Source organism: Aeromonas hydrophila subsp. hydrophila ATCC 7966 (assembly GCF_000014805.1).
Lineage (GTDB): Bacteria > Pseudomonadota > Gammaproteobacteria > Enterobacterales > Aeromonadaceae > Aeromonas > Aeromonas hydrophila.
This window is the reverse complement of sequence record NC_008570.1, coordinates 3,384,819-3,405,733: the sequence shown is the minus strand read 5'-3', so window position 1 is coordinate 3,405,733 and position 20,915 is coordinate 3,384,819. Positions and strand designations below refer to the sequence as shown.

Genomic DNA, 20,915 nt, shown 5'->3' with positions numbered 1-20,915 from the left:
ATGAGTTCAGACATGTACCAGAGCAGCAGCGTGGTGGCCTATGCCCCCGCCTCCAGTGCCAACCTGAGCGTGGGATTCGATGTACTGGGGGCGGCGCTCGCCCCCGTAGATGGCTCTTTGCTCGGGGATCGCGTTCAGGTCAAGGCTGCCGATGTGCCGTTTGCCCTCTCCTCCGTGGGCCGCTACGCCCACAAGTTGCCGGCTGACCCGAAAAAGAACATCCTCCATGACTGCTGGCTCGCCTATGGCGAGGCGCTGGAGAAGCGCGGCCTTGGTCTCAAGCCGCTCGAAATGGTGCTGGAGAAGAACCTGCCGGTGGGCTCGGGCCTGGGTTCCAGCGCCTGCAGCGTGGTGGCGGCACTCGAAGGCCTCAACGCCTTTCACGGCGCCCCCCTCAATGAACACGACCTGCTGCTGCTGATGGGGGAGATGGAAGGCAAGATCTCCGGCTCCGTCCACTACGACAACGTCGCCCCCTGCTATCTGGGCGGCATGCAGCTGGTGCTGGAAGAGCACGGCGTCATCAGCCAGGGCATTCCGGTGTTTGAGCAGTGGTACTGGGTGGTCTGCTACCCGGGTACCGTGGTTTCGACCGCCGCCGCCCGCGCCATTCTGCCGGCCCAGTATCGCCGTCAGGATTGCCTCACCTACGGTCGTCGGCTGGCTGCCTTTGTCCACGCCAGCTACACCGGGCAGGAGGGGCTGGCGGCCAGTGTATTGAAGGACGTGATTGCCGAGCCCTACCGCTCGGCGCTGATTGAAGGTTTTGCCGAGGTGCGGGCCCAGGCCGCCCAGAACGGGGCACTGGCCACCGGCATCTCGGGCTCCGGCCCCAGCGTGTTCGTCGTGATGAAGGATCTGGCCCAGGCCGAGCGGATGAAAGATTGGATGGATGCACATTTCGTGCAGAACGAAGATGGATTTGCCCGGGTTTGCAAACTCGACATGGCCGGGGCACGGGTAACAGGAAGCGAGCTATGAATCTTTACAATATCAAGGACAAGAGTGAACAGGTGAGCTTCGCCCAGGCGGTGCGTCAGGGTCTGGGCCGCGAACAGGGTCTGTTCTTCCCCGAGCGGCTCGAGCCGTTGGCCGACGTCGATGCTCTGCTCGATCTGCCGCTGGTGGAGCGTTCCGCCCGCATCCTCAGCCACCTGCTGGGGGACGAAGTGCCCGCGCCTCAGGTACACGAACTGGTCAAGGCTGCCTTCACCTTCCCGGCGCCGCTGGTGAAGCTCAAGGATGGCACCTATGCCCTTGAGCTGTTCCACGGCCCGACCCTGGCGTTCAAGGATTTCGGCGGCCGCTTTATGGCCCAGTGTTTGGCTGCGTTCCGTACCAACGACAAGATCACTATCCTCACCGCCACCTCCGGCGACACCGGCGCCGCCGTGGCCCACGCCTTCTTCGGGCTGGAGGGGATCGAGGTGGTGATCCTCTACCCTAAGGGCAAGATAAGCCCGCTGCAGGAGGCGCTGTTCTGCACCTTAGGGGGCAACATCCGCACCATCGCCATCGACGGCGACTTCGATGCCTGCCAGGCGCTGGTGAAGCAATCCTTCGATGACGAGGAGCTGAAGAAGGCCATTGGTCTGAACTCCGCCAACTCCATCAACATCAGCCGTTTGCTGGCCCAGGTTTGCTACTACTTCGAGGCGGTGGCCCAGTTGCCAAAAGCCGATCGTGCCAAGGCGGTCATCAGCGTGCCGTCCGGCAACTTTGGCAACCTCACCGCAGGCCTTATCGCCAAGGCGCTGGGGCTGCCGGTGAAGCGCTTTATCGCCGCCACCAACGCCAACGATACCGTGCCGCGCTACCTGAAAACCGGCCAGTGGGATCCGCACCAGACAGTGGCAACCCTGTCGAACGCCATGGATGTGAGCCGCCCCAACAACTGGCCTAGGGTAGAAGAGCTGTGCCGTCGCAACGGCTGGGCGCTGGAAACCCTGGGTTCTGGCATGCGCAGTGATGCCCAAACTCGCGATGCACTCAAGCGCCTGCATGAGCTGGATTACCTGTGCGAACCTCATGGCGCCATTGCCTGGGATCTGCTGGGCGAACAGCTGGCTGAGGATGAAGTGGGGGTGTTCCTCTGCACCGCCCATCCGGCCAAGTTCAAGGAGTCGGTAGACGAGATCCTGGGGTTGGACGTGCCGCTGCCCGGCCCGCTCGCCAAGCACGCCGTGCTGCCGCTCTTGTCCCACAACCTGCCGGCGGAGTTTGCTCGCCTAAGAGCCTTCCTGCTCGGTTAAGCACCCGTGAAGAAATGAACATCCCCCGCCTTTTTTATAAAGAGCGGGGGATTTTTTATCTGGCACAGGGAAGTGGCGATGCATCATAGACAACACCTACGGTATAGCGTTGCTGGCGGCAGAGGGGCCTGACGCTCGGCCTTATACCGACTGGATCTGCGATAACCAGTGCCGGGCTATCCCAGCGCTCCCATGCAAGGGGGGGAGACTGCGTGGTGCTATTGGAATCCTGCCCGTCAGGACGCTAATCTGGTCGCTGCATCACTATTGAGCAAGGCAATATCTTGTATATTCATCTACTTGCTGTGAAGCACATAGGCCTCGGCAGGATGGCGAACATTGTCGTATGTGACATGAGGCGGTCACCTTCCCGGAGCTATCCCTAGATGGACAATCACCAATAACGAGCACGGAGAATGCCAGATGAAACTCGCCCCCCTCACCATCGCCCTGCTGGCCGCCAGCTCGGTTCATGCCGTCAGCCCCGCCAAACCCAATGCCCAGACTATCTACCTCGGAGGGGACATCGTCACCGTCAACGACGCGGTGCCCACTGTCCAGGCGCTGGCCGTCAAAAATGGCCGCATTCTGGCCCTGGGAAGCGAGGCCGACATCCTCAAGCTGCGTGATGAAGGAACCCGGGTGGTCAACCTGCAGGGCAAGACCCTGATCCCGGGCTTTATCGATGCCCATGGCCACGTCTTCAACACCGGGATCCAGGCGCTTTCGGCCAATCTGCTGGCCCCGCCTGATGGCACCGTGACAGGTATCGCGGACCTGCAGCAGGCACTGCGCGACTGGGTCGCCAAGCCGCAAAACAAGGCGCACGGGATCATCCTGGGTTTCGGTTATGACGACTCTCAGCTCAAGGAAAAACGCCACCCCACTCGTCAGGAGCTGGATGTGGTCTCCCGGGATCTGCCGGTGATCATCATCCATCAGTCAGGCCACCTTGCCACCCTCAACAGCAAGGCGCTGGCACTGGCCGGCTTCGGCCCGGACAGCAAGGATCCGGAAGGGGGCAAGATCCGCCGTGAAGCAGACGGCAAGACCCCGGACGGCGTTCTGGAGGAGACCGCCTTCTTTGGCGCCTTGCTGCCGATGTTCGCCAAGTTGAACAACCAGGAAAACGAGGCGATCTTCAAGGCGGGCATGGCGCTCTACGCCAGCTTCGGTTACACCACGGCCCAGGAGGGACGAGCCTCTTCATCCGCCGTCAAAACCATGTACCAACTGGCCCAGAAAGAGAAGCTGCCCCTCGACGTGGCGGCCTATCCCGATATCCAGATCGCGCGGGACGTCATCGCCCCGCCCTATTACGCCCAGCAGTACATGAACGGCTTTCGGGTCGCCGGGGCCAAGCTCAATCTTGATGGCTCCCCCCAGGGCAAGACGGCCTGGCTGACCCAGCCCTATTTCGTTCCCCCTGCCGGGCAAAAAGCCGATTACAAGGGCTACCCCAGCATGAGCGACGAGCAGGCCGCCCACTATATCGAACTGGCCCAGCGCAACGGCTGGCAGTTGCTTACCCACGTCAACGGTGATGCGGCCATCGATCAGCTTATCAAGGGGATTGAGGCCAGCGAGAAGCAACATGGCAAGCCGGATCGTGGCTTCGTCGCCATCCATGCCCAGACTGCCCGCAAGGATCAGGTCGCCTCGTTCCAGCGGCTCGGCATCTTCCCCTCCTTCTTCCCGATGCACACCTTTTACTGGGGGGATTGGCACAGTGATTCCGTGCTCGGCAAGGAGCGGGCGCAGCATATCTCTCCCACCGGATGGGCCCGTGAACTGGGGATGATCTTCACCTCCCACCACGACTCCCCGGTGGCGCTACCTGACGCCATGCGGGTCTATTATGCGACCGTCAACCGGATCAGCCGCACCGGCCGTCCTATTGGATTGGATCAGCGGGTCTCCGCTTTGGAAGGATTGAAGGCCCAGACCCTGTGGGCGGCAACCCAATACAAGGAGGAGCGCAGCAAGGGCTCTCTGGAGGTCGGCAAGCTGGCGGACATGGTGGTGCTCTCGGCCAATCCGCTCAAGGTCAAACCCGAGACCTTGGCCGATATCCGGGTCGAGGAGACGATCAAAGAGGGTGTCTCCGTCTATCGGCGTGACGAACGGAGCGCCGGCACCTCGCAAGGGTGCACCGACTCGGCTCGTTGCAGCGCCGTTGCCACCACGGCGATGGTGGCGGCCGGCATGTTGCATCACCAGTCCCACTGAGTGCTGCGCTGATCGGGCTCGGCCCGAACGTGAAAAAGCCCGGCCGCTAATGGCGCCGGGCTTTTTTATCCAGCCCAACGGTGGGGGCCCAGATTTTTCGATAAGCCGGACAACCATCTGTACCACCCCTTGTACCAGCTGCTCACTCAGGTGCTGGCCGGCTATCCGGGCACCTTGATTTGCTCGCAACAGGCATAGGCCTGCTGCCCGCTCAGCAGGAAACGGCCAAGCGCCTTGGCAGTGTTGAGAGCGAAGCTGTCAGGCAGTGGTTGGGCATGACAGAAATAGCGCCCACTGCAAGTGGGCAATGCTGAAATCATTGTTGCGGTATGTGACATCAAAGTCTGTCGGCACAGCTCCGGCCAGCGGGATCCCCGCTTGATTGCCATCGGGTTTGAAGACGGCCTTGCTGGCATCAAGCTGATTGGGAGCAACAATCTCTACATGGCTTGCCAGCGGCAGACAGCACGCCAGCAGGGCGCAGTAGCGAACATTCATAAGGGCGCACTGTTCATTGAGCAGATGGGTGATGATGCAAAATGGCAACCAAGGTCTAGATAAAACTTCCTGCCTCCAAAGTAGCGCTATTTGGGCAGTCATCTGAGGGGGGATAGATGGTTTTGCCTGATGGCTTGATGCATTTTCCACTTTATTGATATTCAGCCTGATGCCTGACTTTCCTCCACTGTTGGCGATACCACGTTGTGGGGGAGACAATATAAAAAGAGCCCTGCGGGGCTCTTTTTATGGATCGATAGCGTGCTGCTTAATTGGCTTTGCCAATCACCTGAGGGCTCGCTTCGCAGAAGTCGTAACCGTCGCAGTACTGCACCTGATAGACATACTCTTTGCCGGGGATCAAAGGATTCTGGTCGCCGTTGATGTCGATATAGCGGTCGTCGTTGATGCCAAGTTTGGCCAGTTCGACAAACTTCTGATCTTGCGGTTTGTCGAGTTTCTCGGCGCGGGAGATGCGGGTGTATTTAAGCTGACGGGTCGTGATGGCGCTGTTGTCGGCATTGTTCCAGGCGAGCTGGACTTCGCTGACAAGATCATTGCTGGCCTTGATCCCGGCAGGCTGGTTGAATCTTGGGTACTGCACCTTGATGGTGGAGTTGGCAATGCGCAGTCTCAGGCTGGTCAATGAGTCGAAGGAGGCAATATTGCTGCCACACAGCGAGAGATATTTCGGCATCGCCTTGTCATATTTCGGTTGATCCTGCCCATCGTAGAAATGCATCGAGAGCTGGGTATTGCCGCTGGAGTAAGAGGTCGCCCGCTCGATGTTCTTGCGCTGGGACAACATGAAGTTGTCGGGTGAGCTGCTGGCCCCGACGGAGAGGGTCATAAAGGTATAAGAGTCGCTGGTGGAGGGCTGATAGAGATTATTGGTGCCCCGCAGGGAGTAGCTGCGATATTTCGGGTCCGAATACATGTAGGAGTAGAGATCCATGGTACCGGCAGAGGCACCTCCTTCCGCATTGACGCCGGTGTCATTGAAGTTGTGTCCGAACAGCAGGGTTGCGCCTTGCGGGGTATTGAGGCGATACATCTGGCAGCCATCGATGATCCGCTGGTATTCCAGTGTGGCGAAGTGATGGGCAATGGTCTGTTCGGCCATGGCGGGTGCAGTCAGCATGGTCAGAGCGGCGAAGAAAGCGCGTTTCATATAATCGAATCCCGAATGAAAAAAGAGCGCACATTCTAGATCATGTCATCCATCAATCATGCTCCATATGGGTATTGAACTATCTCTCTAGAGGTGGTTTTCGTACGAGCCTTTATGGCGACTGGGATTGGCCGACAACAGGATCTGAGCCAGATGATGTGTGTTGACCTGCCCGCATACGTCGGGTTAGCCTCTTGGCTCCTTTGATATATGAGTACTTCCTCCGATGCGCATTTAACCTGTCCGCACCCCGCTTTTGATTCCTCTCCCGCCAGGGAGATCGGGTGCGTCTTACCGTGACAGGTTGATGCTGATTCCTCTTTTTTTTCCCATGTGTGGACACGTGTCCCTGTCATTTGGCTTGGCTCTTGGCCTGCGGCTCCCGCATTGGCCCACAGGAGTTCAGATGACCCATATCGCATGTCATATCAACGCCTTGCAGCTGCCCTTCGGCGCCTGCACCGTGCCCCTTACCTTCACTTTGCCCGCTGTGGGCTGCACCCTGATCGGCCGCAACGGCATCGGCAAGAGCCTGCTGCTCGAACTGCTGGCGGGCCAGCGCCGCGCGGCTTCTGGCAAGATCGAGTGGTTTACCCCCATCAGCTGGTTGTCCCAGTTTGCGCCCGCGCAGGCTCATGATGGCGCAGCCAGCGTGGCCGACGTGATCGGCTGGGGCGAGCCGCTGCGGGCCCTTGAGCGCATCGAGCAGGGGAGCTGCGCCCAGGACGATTTCGAGCTGCTGGCTGATCGCTGGAACCTGCGCAGCGATCTTGCCGACCTGCTGGCAGAGGCGGGCCTCAGACTCGATGCCCATGCTCCGGTCAGCGCCCTGAGCGGTGGCCAGCTCACCCGTTTGCGCCTGCTGGCGCTGTTTGCGAGATCTGCTCACTTTCTGCTGCTCGATGAGCCGGACAACCACCTGGATGCCAGTGGCATCGCGTGGCTGAGCCAGCGATTGGCCAGCCACAGTGGTGGCTATCTGCTGGTAAGTCACGACCGGCGCCTGCTCAATCAGGGGAGTCAGATCCTGGAGCTGGGCGAGCAGGGGCTGCAGAGTGCCAGCCTCTCGTTTGAGGCATTTCTGGCGCAGCAGGCCGAGTTGCAGGCCGCCTGTAGCGCCCGGCTGGCGCAGGCGGAGCGCCGTGAAAAGGCTGCGGCGCGCAGCGTGCAGAAGGTACGCGAACAGGCGGCCAGACGGGCCAGCCAGGGGCGGCGCGAGCGCGGCTCCCAGGCCAAGATCCTGCTCGATTTCAAAGCGGAACAGGCGGGCAAATCCCTTGGCAAGGTGCTGGATCGCCACCAGCGGGGCCACAGTGCCCAGCTGGAGGCGTGCGCCGAAGCGGCAGCCGCACTGGCGGCAGTGCAGCCGCTTGTCATGCAATGGCCGGCGGGAAGTGAGGGCAAGGGGGCAGCCCAGCCGCTGGTGATCACGGCGGCGCGCCATAGGCGCTGGCATGATCAGCAGGTAGATCTGGTGCTGCAACGGGGGGCTCGCTGTCTCTTGGCCGGTCGCAACGGCAGCGGCAAGTCGAGCCTGCTGCAGATGCTGCGCGGTGAGCTGGCGCCCGATGCGGGCAGTTTTCGCATCAATGGCCGGATGGCCTGTCTTGATCAGGGGCTCAGCCTGATTGCGCGAGACCTCAGCCCGCTGGCCGATCTGCTGGCAGCGGCGCCGACACTGTCCGAGAGCGACGCGAGAACCCGGCTGGCGGGCATCGCCCTGCGCGGTGATCGCGCCCTGGCGCCCTGCCATGGGCTGAGCGGGGGCGAGCGACTAAAACTGGGCCTCTTGATGGTGCTGGCGCAACTGCCCGACCTGCTGCTGCTGGACGAGCCGGACAACCATCTGGATCACCCCTCGCGCCAGCTGCTCACCCAGGTGCTGGCCGACTATCCGGGCACTCTGCTGTTGGTCTCCCATGATCCCGACTTTGTGGCGGGGGTGGGGGTTGAAAGGGAGTATTGGTTGGAGGGATAGGGGGCTAAATCGTGAGCCAGCCATGTAATGGCTGGCTCAGAAAGGTGGGTGTCCTAGATTTTCTAGATTTTTGATGGCTTGAAGCTTTGATCCGAGCTAATCGATAGAAATAAAAATCTCCTGGCAACGGGGGGCATTTTCTGCAGAGAGAAAGGTGGCTCGGGAATTAGCTGCTGTTTATTAGGTGCCTATTACCTCGGCACCTTGATACTGGTCTCCCACGATCCTGATTTTGTGGGCGGAGTGGGGATTGTAGGCAGTATGGGTTGGAGGGGAGGGATAAAATGTGAGCCAGCCAATTAATGGCTGGCTCAGAAAGATGGCGTCATAAATTTTGGAATTTATCCGGGGTTTTCAGCAAGCCAAGCATCGAAAGAGTTTTTTGATGTATTTGTCAGCATGGATGAGAAAACATTCTGGTCACGCAAGTATAAACAGTGCCTAATTACAGTGTATGGATTTAGGGTGTCGTTATTTTCAGGGTTTTCTTCAAATTCTTGTTTGTATTGTTTAACTTTGGTTATTGTTGCCTTCATATATTCATTAAAGTCATTTCGAGTAATATTAGGCGCTAAAGAAACAATTTCATCGGTAAATCCATCAACTTTATAATCATCAAACTCATAATCTTTAAAGAAGTGCTTAGCTATTCTAAGAAATCCGAAAGCTGTTAGCCCCCCCCTTCCATTAGACTTTGTTGGCCTTGGTGGTCCTGGCTGATCAATTAAAAGAGGCATCGGTTCATCGACGTCATCCTCTTCAGCTTTCTTAATTTCATCATCTGTTGCAACACGGATTTCTTTAAATTCCCTGTCCGCAAGCTCAAATAATGCAGCTAATGTGTTTATTCTACGTTTTAACCTATTTGGTATGCTCTTTTTATATTTTATTTTGTGGTCTAAAACACTCCAAGAATCTTGAATTATCGTTCTTATCTGAATTTCAAAATTTACACCAACAAAAGCTTTATATTCTGGCATATCCTTTCTTGATTCGCCTAGCTTCAAGTCTAGATGTAGACCCTTATAACCAAAAGAACCCTCAGTACTTTCAATTTGTGATATTTTGTCGGTTTCGTCAATAATGTCGAAGTGTAGTTTTAAAATTTTTTTGATTTTATCAATGTCATCCTCATAGAGGCATACTACGCGCAAACCCACCAAGTCAGAGATGTGCTCTGTTATTGTGTATTCTGTTTCATCTGCTTCAAGTTTTTTTCTGTATTTAAGATTGAACTTCCTAATGCACTCTTCTTTTTCCTTTACTCTCCCTTCAACTTTAGATAGATAGATGCTTCCGTCATGTTCTAATAATGCTGAGATTAATGCTTTAAATGAAATGATGGCTCCTTCAAGGAGTTTTATATTGTCTGAATAATATTCTCTGAATGTTGATTTTTCTTTTTCGAAGTCTAAAGATGGCATTAATTAGTCCTTTGATTTTCTGCCCAACGTTTACCGAGAACACTAAATTCGGTTGCTGATTTTCTATTGCCACGATTCTAATCTTATTTTGGGAGTCATCTTTCTCATTTTTTGGGCCAACCTACGAATTGCATTAATTACAGCTCAAAGCCCACGCTGCCGCCCCTAGATTACAGCTTCCAATGCGCTCCATCGACCAGCGGGCGGGGCACCGAATGATCAGCATATCCTCAAGTCTCATACGCAAACCAGTCAGAAATTGACGTAACTATCAGGAATATCTGTGTTTTATGCGCTGGCTCAAGAAATCGCTGTGGTGGGGAACAGGATTCCCATGGCCCTTGATTTTATTGGTTTGGAGAGCGTGGCGGGGAAGAAAGGAGCAAGCTGACTGTTGAGGAAGGGTTGGCCGGGGAGAATCCCGCTTAGCCAATCAGCGCTATAGTGCGGCTATGGTGCCCTGTGCTCCGTGGCCCTGGCTGGCGAGGCGAGGGATCTGCGGCAACAATCAGCTGTTGTCATAACAGTTACTTGCAATCAGATCATCATGCAAAGAGGTCACCATGCCAACACATCACAATAAGGAACGTCATATGAAGCGTATTGCCATCCTGTTCGGCCTGCTCTGCGGCAGCGTGCTGCTGGCCAATCCGGTCTTTGCCAACGACTCGGCCCAGTTGCAGTGCGAGGCGCAGGCCGCAGCCAAAAAACTGGCGGGCGCCGCCAAGACCAGCTTTGTCGGCAAGTGCGTGAAAGATGCTGCTGGCGCCGCGACCGGCGAGTGCGAGAAGGCGGCGGCCGACAAGAAGCTGGCCGGTGCAGCCAAGAACAGCTTTATCCAGAAGTGCGTGAAGACGGGCGCGGCGATGGATCCGGCGGCCAAGTGCGAGAAGGCGGCGGCCGACAAGAAGCTGGCTGGCGCGGCCAAGAACAGCTTTGTCCAGAAGTGCGTGAAGGATAGCGCCGCCAAGTAAGGCATTTTCTCATTTGGTGTGTTTGCGGGGGGCCAGCAGGCCCCCCGCGCTTTTTGGGCGCAGGGGCGTTATCGCTGAGCGGGTGACGGGACGCTGGTCGCAAGGGTAGGGCTGAGTTGTACGGGGGCAGACAAGCGGTAGCAAAGGGGGCAAGCAGGGGCTGCCTCGGAGAAGTTGCCGGAACTGGGATCTCGATCGGGGCAACAGGACTTTTGTCCTGCAAGGGGCGAGGGGGTGGGGGCTAGGATGCCCTCATCCACACGAGTCAAACTGGAGCACAACAATAATGACCGCTCATATCAATGCCAACCCGGGCGATTTCGCCGAGACCGTCATCATGCCGGGGGACCCGCTGCGGGCCCGCTATATCGCCGAGACCTTTCTGACCGATGCGCGCGAGGTGACCAATGTGCGCAATATGCTGGGCTACACCGGCTACTACAACGGCCAGCGCATTTCGGTGATGGGCCACGGCATGGGGATCCCCTCCATGGTGCTCTACGCCCACGAGCTGGTGAACGACTTCGGGGTCAAACGGATCATCCGCATCGGCAGTTTGGGGGCGACCCAGCGCCACGTGCAGATGCGTGACGTCATTCTGGCGCAGGCGGCGGGCACCGACTCCCCGACCAATGCCAAGCGCAGCGCTGGTTACCAGATGGCCACCTCGGCCGACTTCGCCCTGCTGCACAAGGCGTTTACCAAGGCGCAGGAGAAGGCCATTCCGGTCAAGGTGGGCAATATCTTCACCGGCGACCTCTATTACGATCCGGACGAAAACCTCATTCCGGCGCTGGAGAAGTTCGGCGTGCTCGGCATCGACATGGAGGTGGCCGGTCTCTACGGGCTGGCCCATCAACAGGGGATCGAGGCGCTCGCCATCCTGACCGTCTCCGACCACTGCCTGACCGGTGAAGAGACCACTGCCGAGGAGCGGCAACTCTCCTTCAACCAGATGATCGAGCTGGCGCTGTACACCGCGCTGTAAGCGCCGCGGCCCGCCCAACCCTGCACGCACCCTGACCCCAAGAGAGATCCAATATGAACAATAAGCTCTCCCTCACTGCCATCAGCTTCCTGGCCAACTTCGTGATGGCCGGTTTTGCGACCCAGTTCGGCATGCTGATCGACCCCATCGCCGCCAAGTTCGGCGCCGACGTCAATCAGGTGGCCTCCATCTTCTCCCTGCTCAACGGCGGGGCGCTGGCGGGCACCATTGCCGCCTTCTTCCTCATCGAGAAGGTGGGCCTCAAGCGGATGACGCTGATCTGCTACGGCCTGATCGCACTGGCGGCGGCCGCGCTCCATCTGACCGGCTCGCTCTATGTGGTGATGGCGGCCATGACGGTGATCGGGCTGGCAGGACTGGGGTGGACACGGATGGGGCGGACACGGCTGGAGCGGATACGGCGGGAGCACAGCCCGCGCCATCCGACCCAGATAATCAGACCGGGCTCAGTGCGCCGGCATTGGTCTGCTCGAGGCTGGCGAGGGCCGTGCGCAGCCGGGCCAGGCCGATGGGCTTGTAGAGGCACTCGTCCATGCCGGCGGCCAGGCAGCGCTCCCGCTCGCGCGCTGTGGCGTGGGCGGTAAAACCCCAGATTGGCAGAGTGTGGCCGCGGGCGCGCAGGCGGCGGGTCAGCTCGAAGCCATCCATCAGCGGCATCTGGCAGTCGGTGATGATGAGCTCGAAGTCCTGATTCTGGATGGCTCGCAGCGCCTCGGCGCCGTTGCCGCGCACGCTCACCTCGTGGCCCAGGTGCTTGAGCTGCTGGCGCAGCAGCACCTGGTTGGCGTGGTTGTCGTCCACCACCAGCACCCGCAGCCGGCCGAGGGCGGCAGGGGTTGATGACCGCTTGGGGGAGGGCACCATGGCCGACGTGACATCGCGCGGCGCAGGCAAGGGTTCGCACGCTGGCTCTGGCGCCAGCGGGGTGAGCGGCAGCCGGATCCTGAGTTCGGTGCCGGCGCCAAGCTCGCTGCTGACCGCTATCTTGCCCCCCATCAGCTGGCACAGCATGCGGGCGATGTTGAGCCCAAGACCCGTGCCGGCGAACTGGTAGGGGTCGTGGGCGCGGTAGAAGGGGTTGAACAGCCCGGGCAGCTTGTCGGGGGCAATGCCCACCCCGCTGTCGCGGATAAGCAGGTGCAGCTGGGGTTGCTGCGCGCTCCCCACTAGGCTGGCCTGCAGGCTCACTTCCCCCCGCTCGGTGAACTTGATGGCGTTGCCGAGCAAGTTGAAAACGATCTGGCGCAGGCGCGGCCCATCGATCAGCACCCGCGGCAGGGGATCCAGCTCGACCCGGTAGCTGAGCCCCTTCTGTTTGGCCATGCCCGCAAAGGCGCGGGCCACCGAGTGCAGCAGCGGCGCCAGCTCGCACGGCTCGGGGGCCAGGGTCAGCTGGCCTGACTCGATGCTGGAGATGTCCAGCACGTCGCCGATGAGATCCAGCAGACCGTTGGCGGATTCGGAGGCGATGCGCAGCTGCTCGCCGGTGTAGGGGGCGAGGGCGGGATCCTGGCTCGCCAGCTCCAGCATGCCGAGGATGGCGTTCATGGGGGTACGGATCTCGTGGCTCATGGTGGCCAGAAAGTCGCTCTTGGCCCGGCTGGCGCGGTCGGCCTGCTCCTTGGCGCGGCGCAGCGCCTCCTCCATGGTCTTGCGCTCGGTGATGTCGATCCAGCCGTTGATCACCCCGCTGATGGCGCCGCGGTAGTCAAAGTAGGGCACCATCCAGTGGTAGACGAACTGGCGCGGGCCGCGCTGGCTGAAGATGCGATCCGACAAGATGGGGCTGCCGCTTTGCAGCACCTGCTGAAAATCCTGCTCCAGGGTGGTGATGGCCTCGGCGCCAAGCAGCCCCTTGAGCCCTTCTGCAAACGAGGTGCCGAGCACCCGCTCGATGGGGGCGTTGAGGATGGCCAGGTACTTGCTGTTGCAGAGGATCACCTTGCCGCTCTTGTCGCGCACGACGATGGGGTGGGGCAGGCTCTCGCCGAGGGCCTCGATGAAGCGCACGTGCTCCTCCAGCTGGCGGCGGGAGGCCTGCTCCGAGCGGGCCAGCCGGTTGAGCATGCGGTTGCGATAGAGCAGCAGCAGGGCGATGGCGAACAGGCCGGCCAGCAGCAGGTAGAAGTAGGGGGCGTTGCGCTCCATGAAAGTGGGGGCCGGCAGTTTGCGGTTGCGCCACTGGTAGCTCATGGTGGCCAGCTCGTTGGGGGCGATGGAGAGGATGGTCTTGTCGATGACATTCATCAGCATCCGGTTGCCCGGCAGGCTGGCAAAGCCCATCCGGATGGGCTGGTTGTCGGCGGGGCCGGCGATGCGGATCTGGCTGAGCCGGCCGCACTCCACCGCGTGCTGGGCAAAATAGAGCGGCACGATGGCGGCGTCGAGCCGGCCGTCGTCGACCGCCGCCATCGCCTCGTCGGCGCTCTCCAGATAGCTCACCCGGCTGTTGTCGAGCCGCCGGGCGATGGGGTTGTAGTGGGTGCTGCCCACCCGCTTGCCGGCGAGTTGTGCCAGATCGCCGCTCAAGGCATCCCCCTTGCGGGCCACCAGCACATAGATGTCGTCGGTGGCATAGGGCAGGGAGGGGAGCAGCCGGTAGCTCTCGGCCACCGGGCGGGAGATGGCGCCGATGAGATCCAGCTCTCCCCTGAGCAGGGCCTCGTTGCGCGCCAGCTCCGAGCCATAACTGACAAACTCGAAGCGCAGGCCGGAGCGCCGGCTGATCTTCTCCAGCATCTCCACCGACATGCCGGTGAGCTGGTTGTCGTAGTCGCGCACCCCGTAGGGGTAGAGATCGTCCATCAGCCACACCCTGACCGGGCCGGCCGTCGCCAGCCAGGCGCGCTCCTCTGCGCTGTAGAGCTCGCTGGGGCGCTCGACGATGTCGCGGATGGGGCCGTTCCACTGGCTGAAGATGAGGCTGTGGGTGATGTCGCTCACCCCCGCCAGGGCGTGATTGAGCAGCGCCAGCAGCCGGGGGCTGTCGGCCGAGACCGCAAAGCGAAAGCCGTCCGCCGCGATGGCGGGCTGCGCCTGGCTGCGCTGCCGGATCTTGTCGAAGCGCTCGCTGTTGAGGTAGTGCAGGGAGTGGGGATCGCTTAGCAGCAGCGGCTCGCGGCCGAAGAAGACCGCATCGAAGGCCGCCACGTTGGAGGGGTAATTGACCAGCACCAGATCCGGGTAGTAGCGCTTGAAGGCGGCCTCGTCCACATACCCCTGCACGGTGGCGACCCGCTGGCCCGGCAGCAGCAGCGGGCCCTGTTCGGCGGCGAGCGCCGAGAAGACCGGGGCACTGCTGAAATAGCGCTGGCTGAGGGCGATGCCCGCCTGGTCGGGGCCGCTCAGGCTGAGGTTTCCGAGATTGACGAGGTCAAGCGCCCCCGCCCGCAGCGCCGCCAGTGCGCTCTGCTTGTCGTCGAACACCCGCAGCTCGACCGGCTTTTGCAGGGTCTTGGCGACGATGTCGAGATAGTCGGCGGAGATCCCCTCGAAGTGCTCGTCCGGCCCGGTCATGGCGAACGGGCGGTAGTCGTGGCGCAGCACGCCGACGCGCAACAACTGGTGCCGGGCCAGCCACTGCTGTTCGGCCGCCTGTGTGGGGGCTGGGCTGCTCTGCAGGTAGTGACGGCTGTGCAGGGTGAGCGCCTGGGCGCAGAGGGGAAACAGCAGGCAGAGCAGCAGCAGGGGTCGAATAAGGTTCATTGCCGGCTTGTGCCCCCTCCCGCTGGTCAGATGGTGATCGAAAGCGGCGATTCTACCGAAGAGCGGCGGACAATGAACCTTTAATCAGCAGTTTGTCAGTGCCGGCGCCATAAAAATGGCGGGAAGCGACCCGCCATCTTGCGCTGTCTGGCGCTGCCAGGGCTCAACCGAAGCGGTAGGAACCCATGTAGAGGCTGCCGCCATCCCAGCTGTCGTGCAGCTTGACCGGCTTGTCCTGGCCGGCGGCGCCAAGCGCCACGAACAGCGGGCGCAGGTGATCGTCGTGGGGGTGGGATTCCACCGCCCCCGGCGCCCGTGCCCGGTAATCTTCCAGCGCGGTCCGATCGCCCTCGCTCATGGTCAGCTCCAGCCAGTTGACGAAGCTGCGGGCCCAGCCCGGCACCGGCGAGTTTTCCGGCCCCAGCGCCCGCAGGTTGTGGGTGATGGCGCCGGAGGCCAGGATGCCGATCCCCTGGGCGCGCAGCTGTTGCAGCGCTTCCCCCAGTTGCCACAGCTGGCGCGGGGTGAAGCTGGCCGGGATGGAGAGCTGCACCAGCGGGACGCTGCTGGCGGGATCCATCAGCGAGAGCGGTGACCAGACCCCGTGATCCAGCTCGCGGCGCACCGGCTCGGCGGGCAGGCCCGCCAGCAGCAGCTGATCGCTCACCGCCTCCTGCAGCCAGAGCGGGCTGCTGGCCGGCCAGCGGATGTGGTAGAGCGGCTCGGGGAAGCCGTAGAAGTCGTACATCAAGGCCGGATTGGGCTCGACGTTGATCTGCAGCTCGCTGCGGGTAAACCAGTGGGCCGAGATGACCACCAGTCCCTTGAGATCGCCAAGGCGCAGATTCTTGAGGAAATGGGTCGCCGGCTGGTCGCGCAGAACCAGATCCGGGGCGCCATGGGAGATGAACCAGACGGGGGCGATAGACATGACAGACTCCATATGCGTTGTATTGGTGCGAGGCGCACCGAAAACTGTGGGCCAGGGCGACATGCCACTGACGATATGGTCATTATCTGCTCCGACAATGAAGTTAACAATCCAGCTTGATGAATAAGCACTGTTCACTATTGGTTGATAGTGATGGGGGAGGGCGGGCGGTTTTACTCATGACAAGGCCGGCGCAATGGCCGGCCCTGAGAAAGGCGGAGAGCGTCTTGCCCCACAGCCATCAGTTCATCTTGATGCGGATTTTATCCCTAACAGCGCCACCTCGCAGGTCAGCACGGGCGCAGGGTGGGATCTGGCCGGTTTATTGAATACCCAGCAGTTCCACGTCGAAGATCAGCACGGGCGCAGGGTGGGATCTGACCGGTTTATTGAATACCGAGTAGTTCTACGTCGAAGATCAGCACGGATCCCGGCGGAATTTTGCCGGCGGCGCGATCGCCATAGGCGAGGTTGGCGGGGATGTAGAAGCGGGTCTTCTCCCCTTCCACCATCAGCTGCACCCCTTCGGTCCAGCCGGCGATCACCTGGTTGAGGCCAAACTCGATGGGCTCGCCGCGGGCGACCGAGCTGTCGAAGATGGTGCCGTCCAGCAGCTTGCCCTCGTAGTGCACCTTCACCTTGCTGGTGGCGGTGGGGTGAATTGTGCCGGTGCCCGGGGTCAGCACTTCATACTGCAGGCCGGAGGCGGTGGTGGTCACCAGGGGTTTTTCCTTGTTGGCGGCGAGGAACTCGGCGCCCTTGCGCACGTTTTCCACGGCCTGCTTCTTGTTGTTGCTGCTCGAGTAGAAGTAGTAGGCGACGCCGGCAACCAGCAGCGCGATCAAAACGAATTTCATCGGGTATCCCTATGTCGTGAAATGCCGAGAGGGCAGTGAGAGCGTCATCTTATCCCAGCCGGGGGGCGAGGGCGAGCCGGCCGGCGGGCGGCAAGATGTGACTGGACGGGCAAAGCCAGAGTTAGAGCCAGAGCCGAGGGACGCAGCGCATCCCCCGGCCCCTGTCGTTACTTGGCGGCCACCATCATCAGGGCGGGCAGGGCGAAGAAGAGGCCCGCTACGTAACCGAGCGCCAGCAGCTTGTTCTCGCTGCCGACCCGGGCCAGCCCCTCGGCCGCCTTGACCGGCAGCTCGCGCAGGAAGGGCACCCCGTAGATGAGCACCACGGCGAACAGGTTGAATAGCACGTGCACCAGGGCGATGGTCAGCGCCAGCTTGGCACCGGCGCCGCTGATGGCGGTGGCGGCCAGCAGGGCGGTGATCGTAGTACCGATGTTGGCGCCCAGGGTGAAGGGGTAGAGCTGACGGGTGCTGAACACGCCGCCGCCGGCCAGCGGGATCATCAGGCTGGTGGTGGTGGAGGAGGACTGCACCATCACGGTGACCAGGGTGCCGGAGGCAATGCCGGTCAGCGGGCCGCGACCCAGCGCCCGGTGCAGCAGATCCCTGGCACGGCCCACCAGCACCCGTTGCAGCACCTTGCCGAGCCAGGTGACGCAGCCGAGGATCAGCAGAATGCCGATGCAGATGGTGGCGATGGCGGGCCCTTTGCCCGGCAGGAAGGCCACCAGGCCGTCGATGAAGGTGAGGGCCGGGGAGAGCAGCGGCTTCATGAAGTCCATCCCCTGCATCGACATGTCGGCGGAGCCCGCCAGCAGGTCGGCCAGCGCCTCGGCGCTCTTTTGCAGCAGGCCGAACATCAGCTCAAGGGGCAGGAAGATGAACACCGCCAGCAGGTTGAAGAAGTCGTGCACGGTGGCGGCGGCAAAGGCGCGGCGAAACTCGCCCCGATCCCGGATATGGCCGAGGGAGACGATGGTGTTGGTGATGGTGGTGCCAAGGTTGGCGCCCATCACCATGGGGATGGCCATGCCTATGGGCAGGCCGCCGGCCACCAGGCCGACGATGACCGAGGTCACCGTGCTGGAGGATTGCACCAGGGCGGTGGCCAGGATGCCGAGCAGCAAGGCGACGAAGGGGTTGCTTGCGAAGGCGAAGATCTGGGCCGCGCCCTCGGCACCGCCGGAGAAGCCCTTGAAGCCGTGGGAGACGGCGCCAACGGCAACCAGGATCAGGTAGATCAGAGCGATGACAGCGAGCCAGTTGAACAGTGGGCCGGTACGACGGATCTGCTGTTGTGCGAAAGATGGGGTGCTGTGCATGAAGCCTCTTGGGACAGTCTGCGTGAAAATGGACGGGCGCATTAGACCAAGGCTCCATGACAGAAATATGACAAAGTGACACTTTTATGATGCTTTGATGACATGAAAGGCGGGGCCCATTGGACAGGAGGTGTCGGAGCAGGCCAGGATCCCGCCCGGTTTGGCTGCAGATCCCCTGCGCGGCTTGCAGCCGGGAGTCAGGGCGCTATGCTGCCCCCTTTCCTTCCCTCAACGAGAGTGATGTTGTTATGCGTGCATGGGTGCTGTGTCTGTCCCTGGGTCTGCTGTCTGCCGGTGCGCAGGCGAGCGTGTTCAAATCCGAGTGCAACCTCGACAAGGCGGTGAAGAACGAGGCGCTCAATGCGACCCTGGGGGTCAAGGGCAACTGCGATACCGACAAGCTGGTGCGCCAGCAGAAAGAGAAGGCCAAGGCCGAGGTGAAGAAGAACACCACGGACGTGCTGGACCAGAAGACCGCCGGCCTCAAAGAGGGCAAGAGCCAGCTGCAGGGGACTCAGCAGAAGGTCAATCAGGCCGGTCAGCAGCTCAAGCAGACCCAGCAGGATGTGAAGGCGGTGGCCAAGGATCCGCTCAAGGCGGCCGCCACTGCGGTGATCAATCAGGGCTGATCAGCCTGCCTGCTTTGGGCGGGGCTGCGAGCGCGGCGTGCACAGCAAGAAGGGGAGCCATGGCTCCCCTTCTGCATTTGTGCGTCTGCTCGTCACCCTTACTGGGTGTCGGCCGCCTCTTCGTACTGACGGAAGGGGATACGGAACACCGCGAGGCGCAGGAACAGATAGGTGACGCCGAGGCCGGCCCAGATCAGACCCAGCTCCAGCGAGCTCTGCTCCAGGTTGATCCAGAGCGCGCCTATGGTGGCGGCGCCCAGCAGCGGTAGCACCAGGAACAGCAGGTGTTCCTTGAGGCTCTTGTTGCGCTTCTCGCGCACCCAGAACTGGCCGATGACCGACAGGTTGACGAAGGTGAAGGCCACCAGGGCACCGAAGTTCACCAGTGCCAGCGCCATGTCCAGATCGAACGACACCGCGGAGAGCGCCAGGGCGCCTACCATCAGCACGTTGATGGCCGGGGTGCGGAATTTCGGGTGGATGTAGCCGAACACCCGCTCCGGGATCATCCGGTCACGCCCCATCACGTAGAGGATGCGCGACACGCCGGCGTGGGCAGCCATGCCGGAGGCCAGCACCGCGACTGTGGTGCACACCAACACCACGCTCTGGAACAGGGTGCCGCCAACGTAGAGGGCGATCTCCGGCAGCACGGCGTCCGGTTCCTTGAAGCGGGCCAGATCCGGGAAGTAGAGCTGCAGGAAGTAGGAGACGGCCACGAAGATGATGCCGCCGATCAGCGCGGTCAGCACGATGGCGCGCGGGATCACCTTGCCGGCGTTGGGGGTCTCTTCGGAGAGCGAGCTCAAGCCGTCGAAGCCCAGGAACGAGAAGCAGAGGATGGTGGCGCCGGTAAACAGCGGCACCATGCCGGCCGACTCGAAGTGGAACGGCCGGCTGCTCAGCAGGGTCGCCGCCCCTTCACCGTGATAGATGCCCCAGCCCATCAGGCCGAGGAAGACGGTGATGATGGCGAGCTGGATGAAGACGATGACGCCGTTGAAGTTGGCCACCAGGTTGATGCCGCGCAGGTTGAGGAAGGTCATCACGGTTACCAGACCGAAGATGAAGATCCAGGGCTCGACGCCGGGGAACATGGCGGTCAGGTAGATCTTGGCCAGCAGGATGTTGATCATCGGCATGAACATGTAGTCGAGCAGGGAAGACCAGCCGACCATGAAGCCGATGTAGGGGTTGAACACCTTCTGGGCATAGGTATAAGCCGAGCCCGCGGAGGGGAAGCGGCGCACCAGATGGCCGTAGCTGAAGGCGGTCAGCAGGATGCCGCCGAGCGCCAGCAGATAGGCGGTGGCGACGCGGCCTTCGGTAATGTCACCGACGATGGCAAAGGTATCGAATACCGCCATGGGTGTGAGGTAAGCCAGACCCATCACCACTACCTGGAAGAGGGTGAGCGTCTTGAGCAGCTTGGCACCGGCCATCACGCTTTCTCCTCTGCGATCGCCAGGTTGGCGAAGGGGGACGGGATCAGGGACGCAGCGCGTCGCTGGACACAGGGGACGCCGGTCTGCGGCACAGACGGGTGGCGTACGCCGGCGGGCACCGGCAGGAAAGCAGTGAAATGCCCCATGTTTTTCCTCACAACGTCGGGAGATTGCCTGGCAATCTCGATATCAATTCCGGTACAAAGTCCGGCCTCTTGGTGAATGTGGTTTTCCCCTAAAAAACGAAGAACCGATGCTGCAAAAAACATCGGCTCTCAGGGGCGGCGTATTGTGCCCTCAGGGGGGGGAGGACACAAGCAAAAAAGCCCCTGTCGGGGGATTTTGTTGACCTGGGTCAGGTCGGGCTGCGCCACCGGGCTGGCAGCCAGTGTTGACGGGGGCTGCAGCGACGCAGGTCACGCGCGAAAAAGGCCGTTGCGCAGGGCTGACAGGGGTAAAAAAAAGCGCCCGCAGAGGGCGGGCGCTGTGAA

The 20,915-nt window shown here is 61.0% G+C and carries 16 protein-coding genes; 7 read left to right on the top strand and 9 right to left on the bottom strand.

What is annotated here, in order from left to right; genetic code table 11:
- The 3 genes from thrB (at window position 1) to AHA_RS15265 (ending at window position 4,481) form a co-directional block, all read left to right on the top strand.
- Window positions 1–981 carry a homoserine kinase gene (gene thrB / locus AHA_RS15275; protein WP_011706815.1) on the top strand — a complete coding sequence of 327 codons (981 nt, stop codon included), beginning with the start codon at window positions 1–3 and terminating at the stop codon, window positions 979–981.
- Window positions 978–2,252, top strand: coding sequence for a threonine synthase (gene thrC, locus AHA_RS15270; protein ID WP_011706814.1), 1,275 nt, complete (start codon window positions 978–980; stop codon window positions 2,250–2,252). The genes thrB and thrC overlap by 4 nt, the downstream gene beginning before the upstream one ends.
- 423 nt (window positions 2,253–2,675) lie before the next feature.
- Window positions 2,676–4,481 carry an amidohydrolase gene (locus tag AHA_RS15265; RefSeq protein ID WP_011706813.1) on the top strand — a complete coding sequence of 602 codons (1,806 nt, stop codon included), beginning with the start codon at window positions 2,676–2,678 and terminating at the stop codon, window positions 4,479–4,481.
- Between the two features lie 258 nt (window positions 4,482–4,739).
- On the opposite strand, the gene AHA_RS21915 is transcribed toward AHA_RS15265, so the two are convergent.
- The gene (locus AHA_RS21915) at window positions 4,740–5,198 is read right to left on the bottom strand and encodes a hypothetical protein (protein WP_237701909.1); all 459 of its coding nucleotides are present in this window, start codon (window positions 5,196–5,198) and stop codon (window positions 4,740–4,742) included.
- Between the two features lie 49 nt (window positions 5,199–5,247).
- Window positions 5,248–6,150, bottom strand: coding sequence for a hypothetical protein (locus tag AHA_RS15255; protein WP_011706812.1), 903 nt, complete (start codon window positions 6,148–6,150; stop codon window positions 5,248–5,250).
- A gap of 406 nt (window positions 6,151–6,556) precedes the next feature.
- On the opposite strand from AHA_RS15255, the gene AHA_RS15250 reads away from it, so the two are divergent.
- Window positions 6,557–8,128: an ATP-binding cassette domain-containing protein gene (locus AHA_RS15250; RefSeq protein ID WP_011706811.1), complete on the top strand. Its 1,572-nt coding sequence runs from the start codon at window positions 6,557–6,559 to the stop codon at window positions 8,126–8,128.
- A gap of 341 nt (window positions 8,129–8,469) precedes the next feature.
- Here AHA_RS15250 and AHA_RS15245 read toward each other — a convergent pair whose 3' ends face one another.
- Window positions 8,470–9,552 carry a GTP pyrophosphokinase gene (locus tag AHA_RS15245; protein ID WP_011706810.1) on the bottom strand — a complete coding sequence of 361 codons (1,083 nt, stop codon included), beginning with the start codon at window positions 9,550–9,552 and terminating at the stop codon, window positions 8,470–8,472.
- 593 nt (window positions 9,553–10,145) lie between these two features.
- On the opposite strand from AHA_RS15245, the gene AHA_RS15240 reads away from it, so the two are divergent.
- A complete protein-coding gene (locus AHA_RS15240) occupies window positions 10,146–10,526 on the top strand; it encodes a hypothetical protein (RefSeq protein WP_164927706.1) in 381 nt (126 codons plus the stop codon).
- 286 nt (window positions 10,527–10,812) lie between these two features.
- A complete protein-coding gene (gene deoD / locus AHA_RS15235) occupies window positions 10,813–11,514 on the top strand; it encodes a purine-nucleoside phosphorylase (protein ID WP_011706808.1) in 702 nt (233 codons plus the stop codon).
- Between the two features lie 456 nt (window positions 11,515–11,970).
- Here the strand turns inward: deoD and AHA_RS15225 are convergent, their stop codons facing one another.
- The 4 genes from AHA_RS15225 to AHA_RS15210 all read right to left on the bottom strand — a co-directional run bounded on the left by AHA_RS15225 (window position 11,971) and on the right by AHA_RS15210 (window position 18,350).
- Window positions 11,971–15,240: a response regulator gene (locus AHA_RS15225; protein WP_011706807.1), complete on the bottom strand. Its 3,270-nt coding sequence runs from the start codon at window positions 15,238–15,240 to the stop codon at window positions 11,971–11,973.
- A gap of 163 nt (window positions 15,241–15,403) precedes the next feature.
- A complete protein-coding gene (locus AHA_RS15220) occupies window positions 15,404–16,171 on the bottom strand; it encodes a DODA-type extradiol aromatic ring-opening family dioxygenase (RefSeq protein ID WP_011706806.1) in 768 nt (255 codons plus the stop codon).
- Window positions 16,172–16,557: 386 nt separating this feature from the next.
- Complete coding sequence (locus tag AHA_RS15215) at window positions 16,558–17,028, bottom strand: FKBP-type peptidyl-prolyl cis-trans isomerase (protein WP_011706805.1); 471 nt, start codon at window positions 17,026–17,028, stop codon at window positions 16,558–16,560.
- A 167-nt stretch (window positions 17,029–17,195) separates the two neighbouring features.
- Window positions 17,196–18,350 carry a sodium:phosphate symporter gene (locus tag AHA_RS15210; RefSeq protein ID WP_011706804.1) on the bottom strand — a complete coding sequence of 385 codons (1,155 nt, stop codon included), beginning with the start codon at window positions 18,348–18,350 and terminating at the stop codon, window positions 17,196–17,198.
- Between the two features lie 248 nt (window positions 18,351–18,598).
- Here AHA_RS15210 and AHA_RS15205 point away from each other — a divergent pair, with 248 nt between their 5' ends.
- Window positions 18,599–18,979: a hypothetical protein gene (locus AHA_RS15205; RefSeq protein ID WP_016351481.1), complete on the top strand. Its 381-nt coding sequence runs from the start codon at window positions 18,599–18,601 to the stop codon at window positions 18,977–18,979.
- A 98-nt stretch (window positions 18,980–19,077) separates the two neighbouring features.
- Here AHA_RS15205 and AHA_RS15200 read toward each other — a convergent pair whose 3' ends face one another.
- Together AHA_RS15200 and AHA_RS21720 are read right to left on the bottom strand one after the other, a co-directional pair.
- Window positions 19,078–20,421: an APC family permease gene (locus AHA_RS15200; protein WP_011706802.1), complete on the bottom strand. Its 1,344-nt coding sequence runs from the start codon at window positions 20,419–20,421 to the stop codon at window positions 19,078–19,080.
- A complete protein-coding gene (locus tag AHA_RS21720; protein WP_162847489.1) occupies window positions 20,421–20,570 on the bottom strand; it encodes a hypothetical protein in 150 nt (49 codons plus the stop codon). The genes AHA_RS15200 and AHA_RS21720 overlap by 1 nt, the downstream gene beginning before the upstream one ends.
- Window positions 20,571–20,915 lie beyond the last annotated feature (345 nt).

Coding starts and splice junctions, on each gene's coding strand:
- thrB (WP_011706815.1), top strand. CDS start 1: ATGAGTTCAGACATGTACCAGAGCAGCAGCGTGGTGGCCTATGCCCCC.
- thrC (WP_011706814.1), top strand. CDS start 978: ATGAATCTTTACAATATCAAGGACAAGAGTGAACAGGTGAGCTTCGCC.
- AHA_RS15265 (WP_011706813.1), top strand. CDS start 2,676: ATGAAACTCGCCCCCCTCACCATCGCCCTGCTGGCCGCCAGCTCGGTT.
- AHA_RS15255 (WP_011706812.1), bottom strand. CDS start 6,150: ATGAAACGCGCTTTCTTCGCCGCTCTGACCATGCTGACTGCACCCGCC.
- AHA_RS15250 (WP_011706811.1), top strand. CDS start 6,557: ATGACCCATATCGCATGTCATATCAACGCCTTGCAGCTGCCCTTCGGC.
- AHA_RS15245 (WP_011706810.1), bottom strand. CDS start 9,552: ATGCCATCTTTAGACTTCGAAAAAGAAAAATCAACATTCAGAGAATAT.
- AHA_RS15240 (WP_164927706.1), top strand. CDS start 10,146: ATGAAGCGTATTGCCATCCTGTTCGGCCTGCTCTGCGGCAGCGTGCTG.
- deoD (WP_011706808.1), top strand. CDS start 10,813: ATGACCGCTCATATCAATGCCAACCCGGGCGATTTCGCCGAGACCGTC.
- AHA_RS15225 (WP_011706807.1), bottom strand. CDS start 15,240: ATGAACCTTATTCGACCCCTGCTGCTGCTCTGCCTGCTGTTTCCCCTC.
- AHA_RS15220 (WP_011706806.1), bottom strand. CDS start 16,171: ATGTCTATCGCCCCCGTCTGGTTCATCTCCCATGGCGCCCCGGATCTG.
- AHA_RS15215 (WP_011706805.1), bottom strand. CDS start 17,028: ATGAAATTCGTTTTGATCGCGCTGCTGGTTGCCGGCGTCGCCTACTAC.
- AHA_RS15210 (WP_011706804.1), bottom strand. CDS start 18,350: ATGCACAGCACCCCATCTTTCGCACAACAGCAGATCCGTCGTACCGGC.
- AHA_RS15205 (WP_016351481.1), top strand. CDS start 18,599: ATGCGTGCATGGGTGCTGTGTCTGTCCCTGGGTCTGCTGTCTGCCGGT.
- AHA_RS15200 (WP_011706802.1), bottom strand. CDS start 20,421: ATGGCCGGTGCCAAGCTGCTCAAGACGCTCACCCTCTTCCAGGTAGTG.
- AHA_RS21720 (WP_162847489.1), bottom strand. CDS start 20,570: ATGGGGCATTTCACTGCTTTCCTGCCGGTGCCCGCCGGCGTACGCCAC.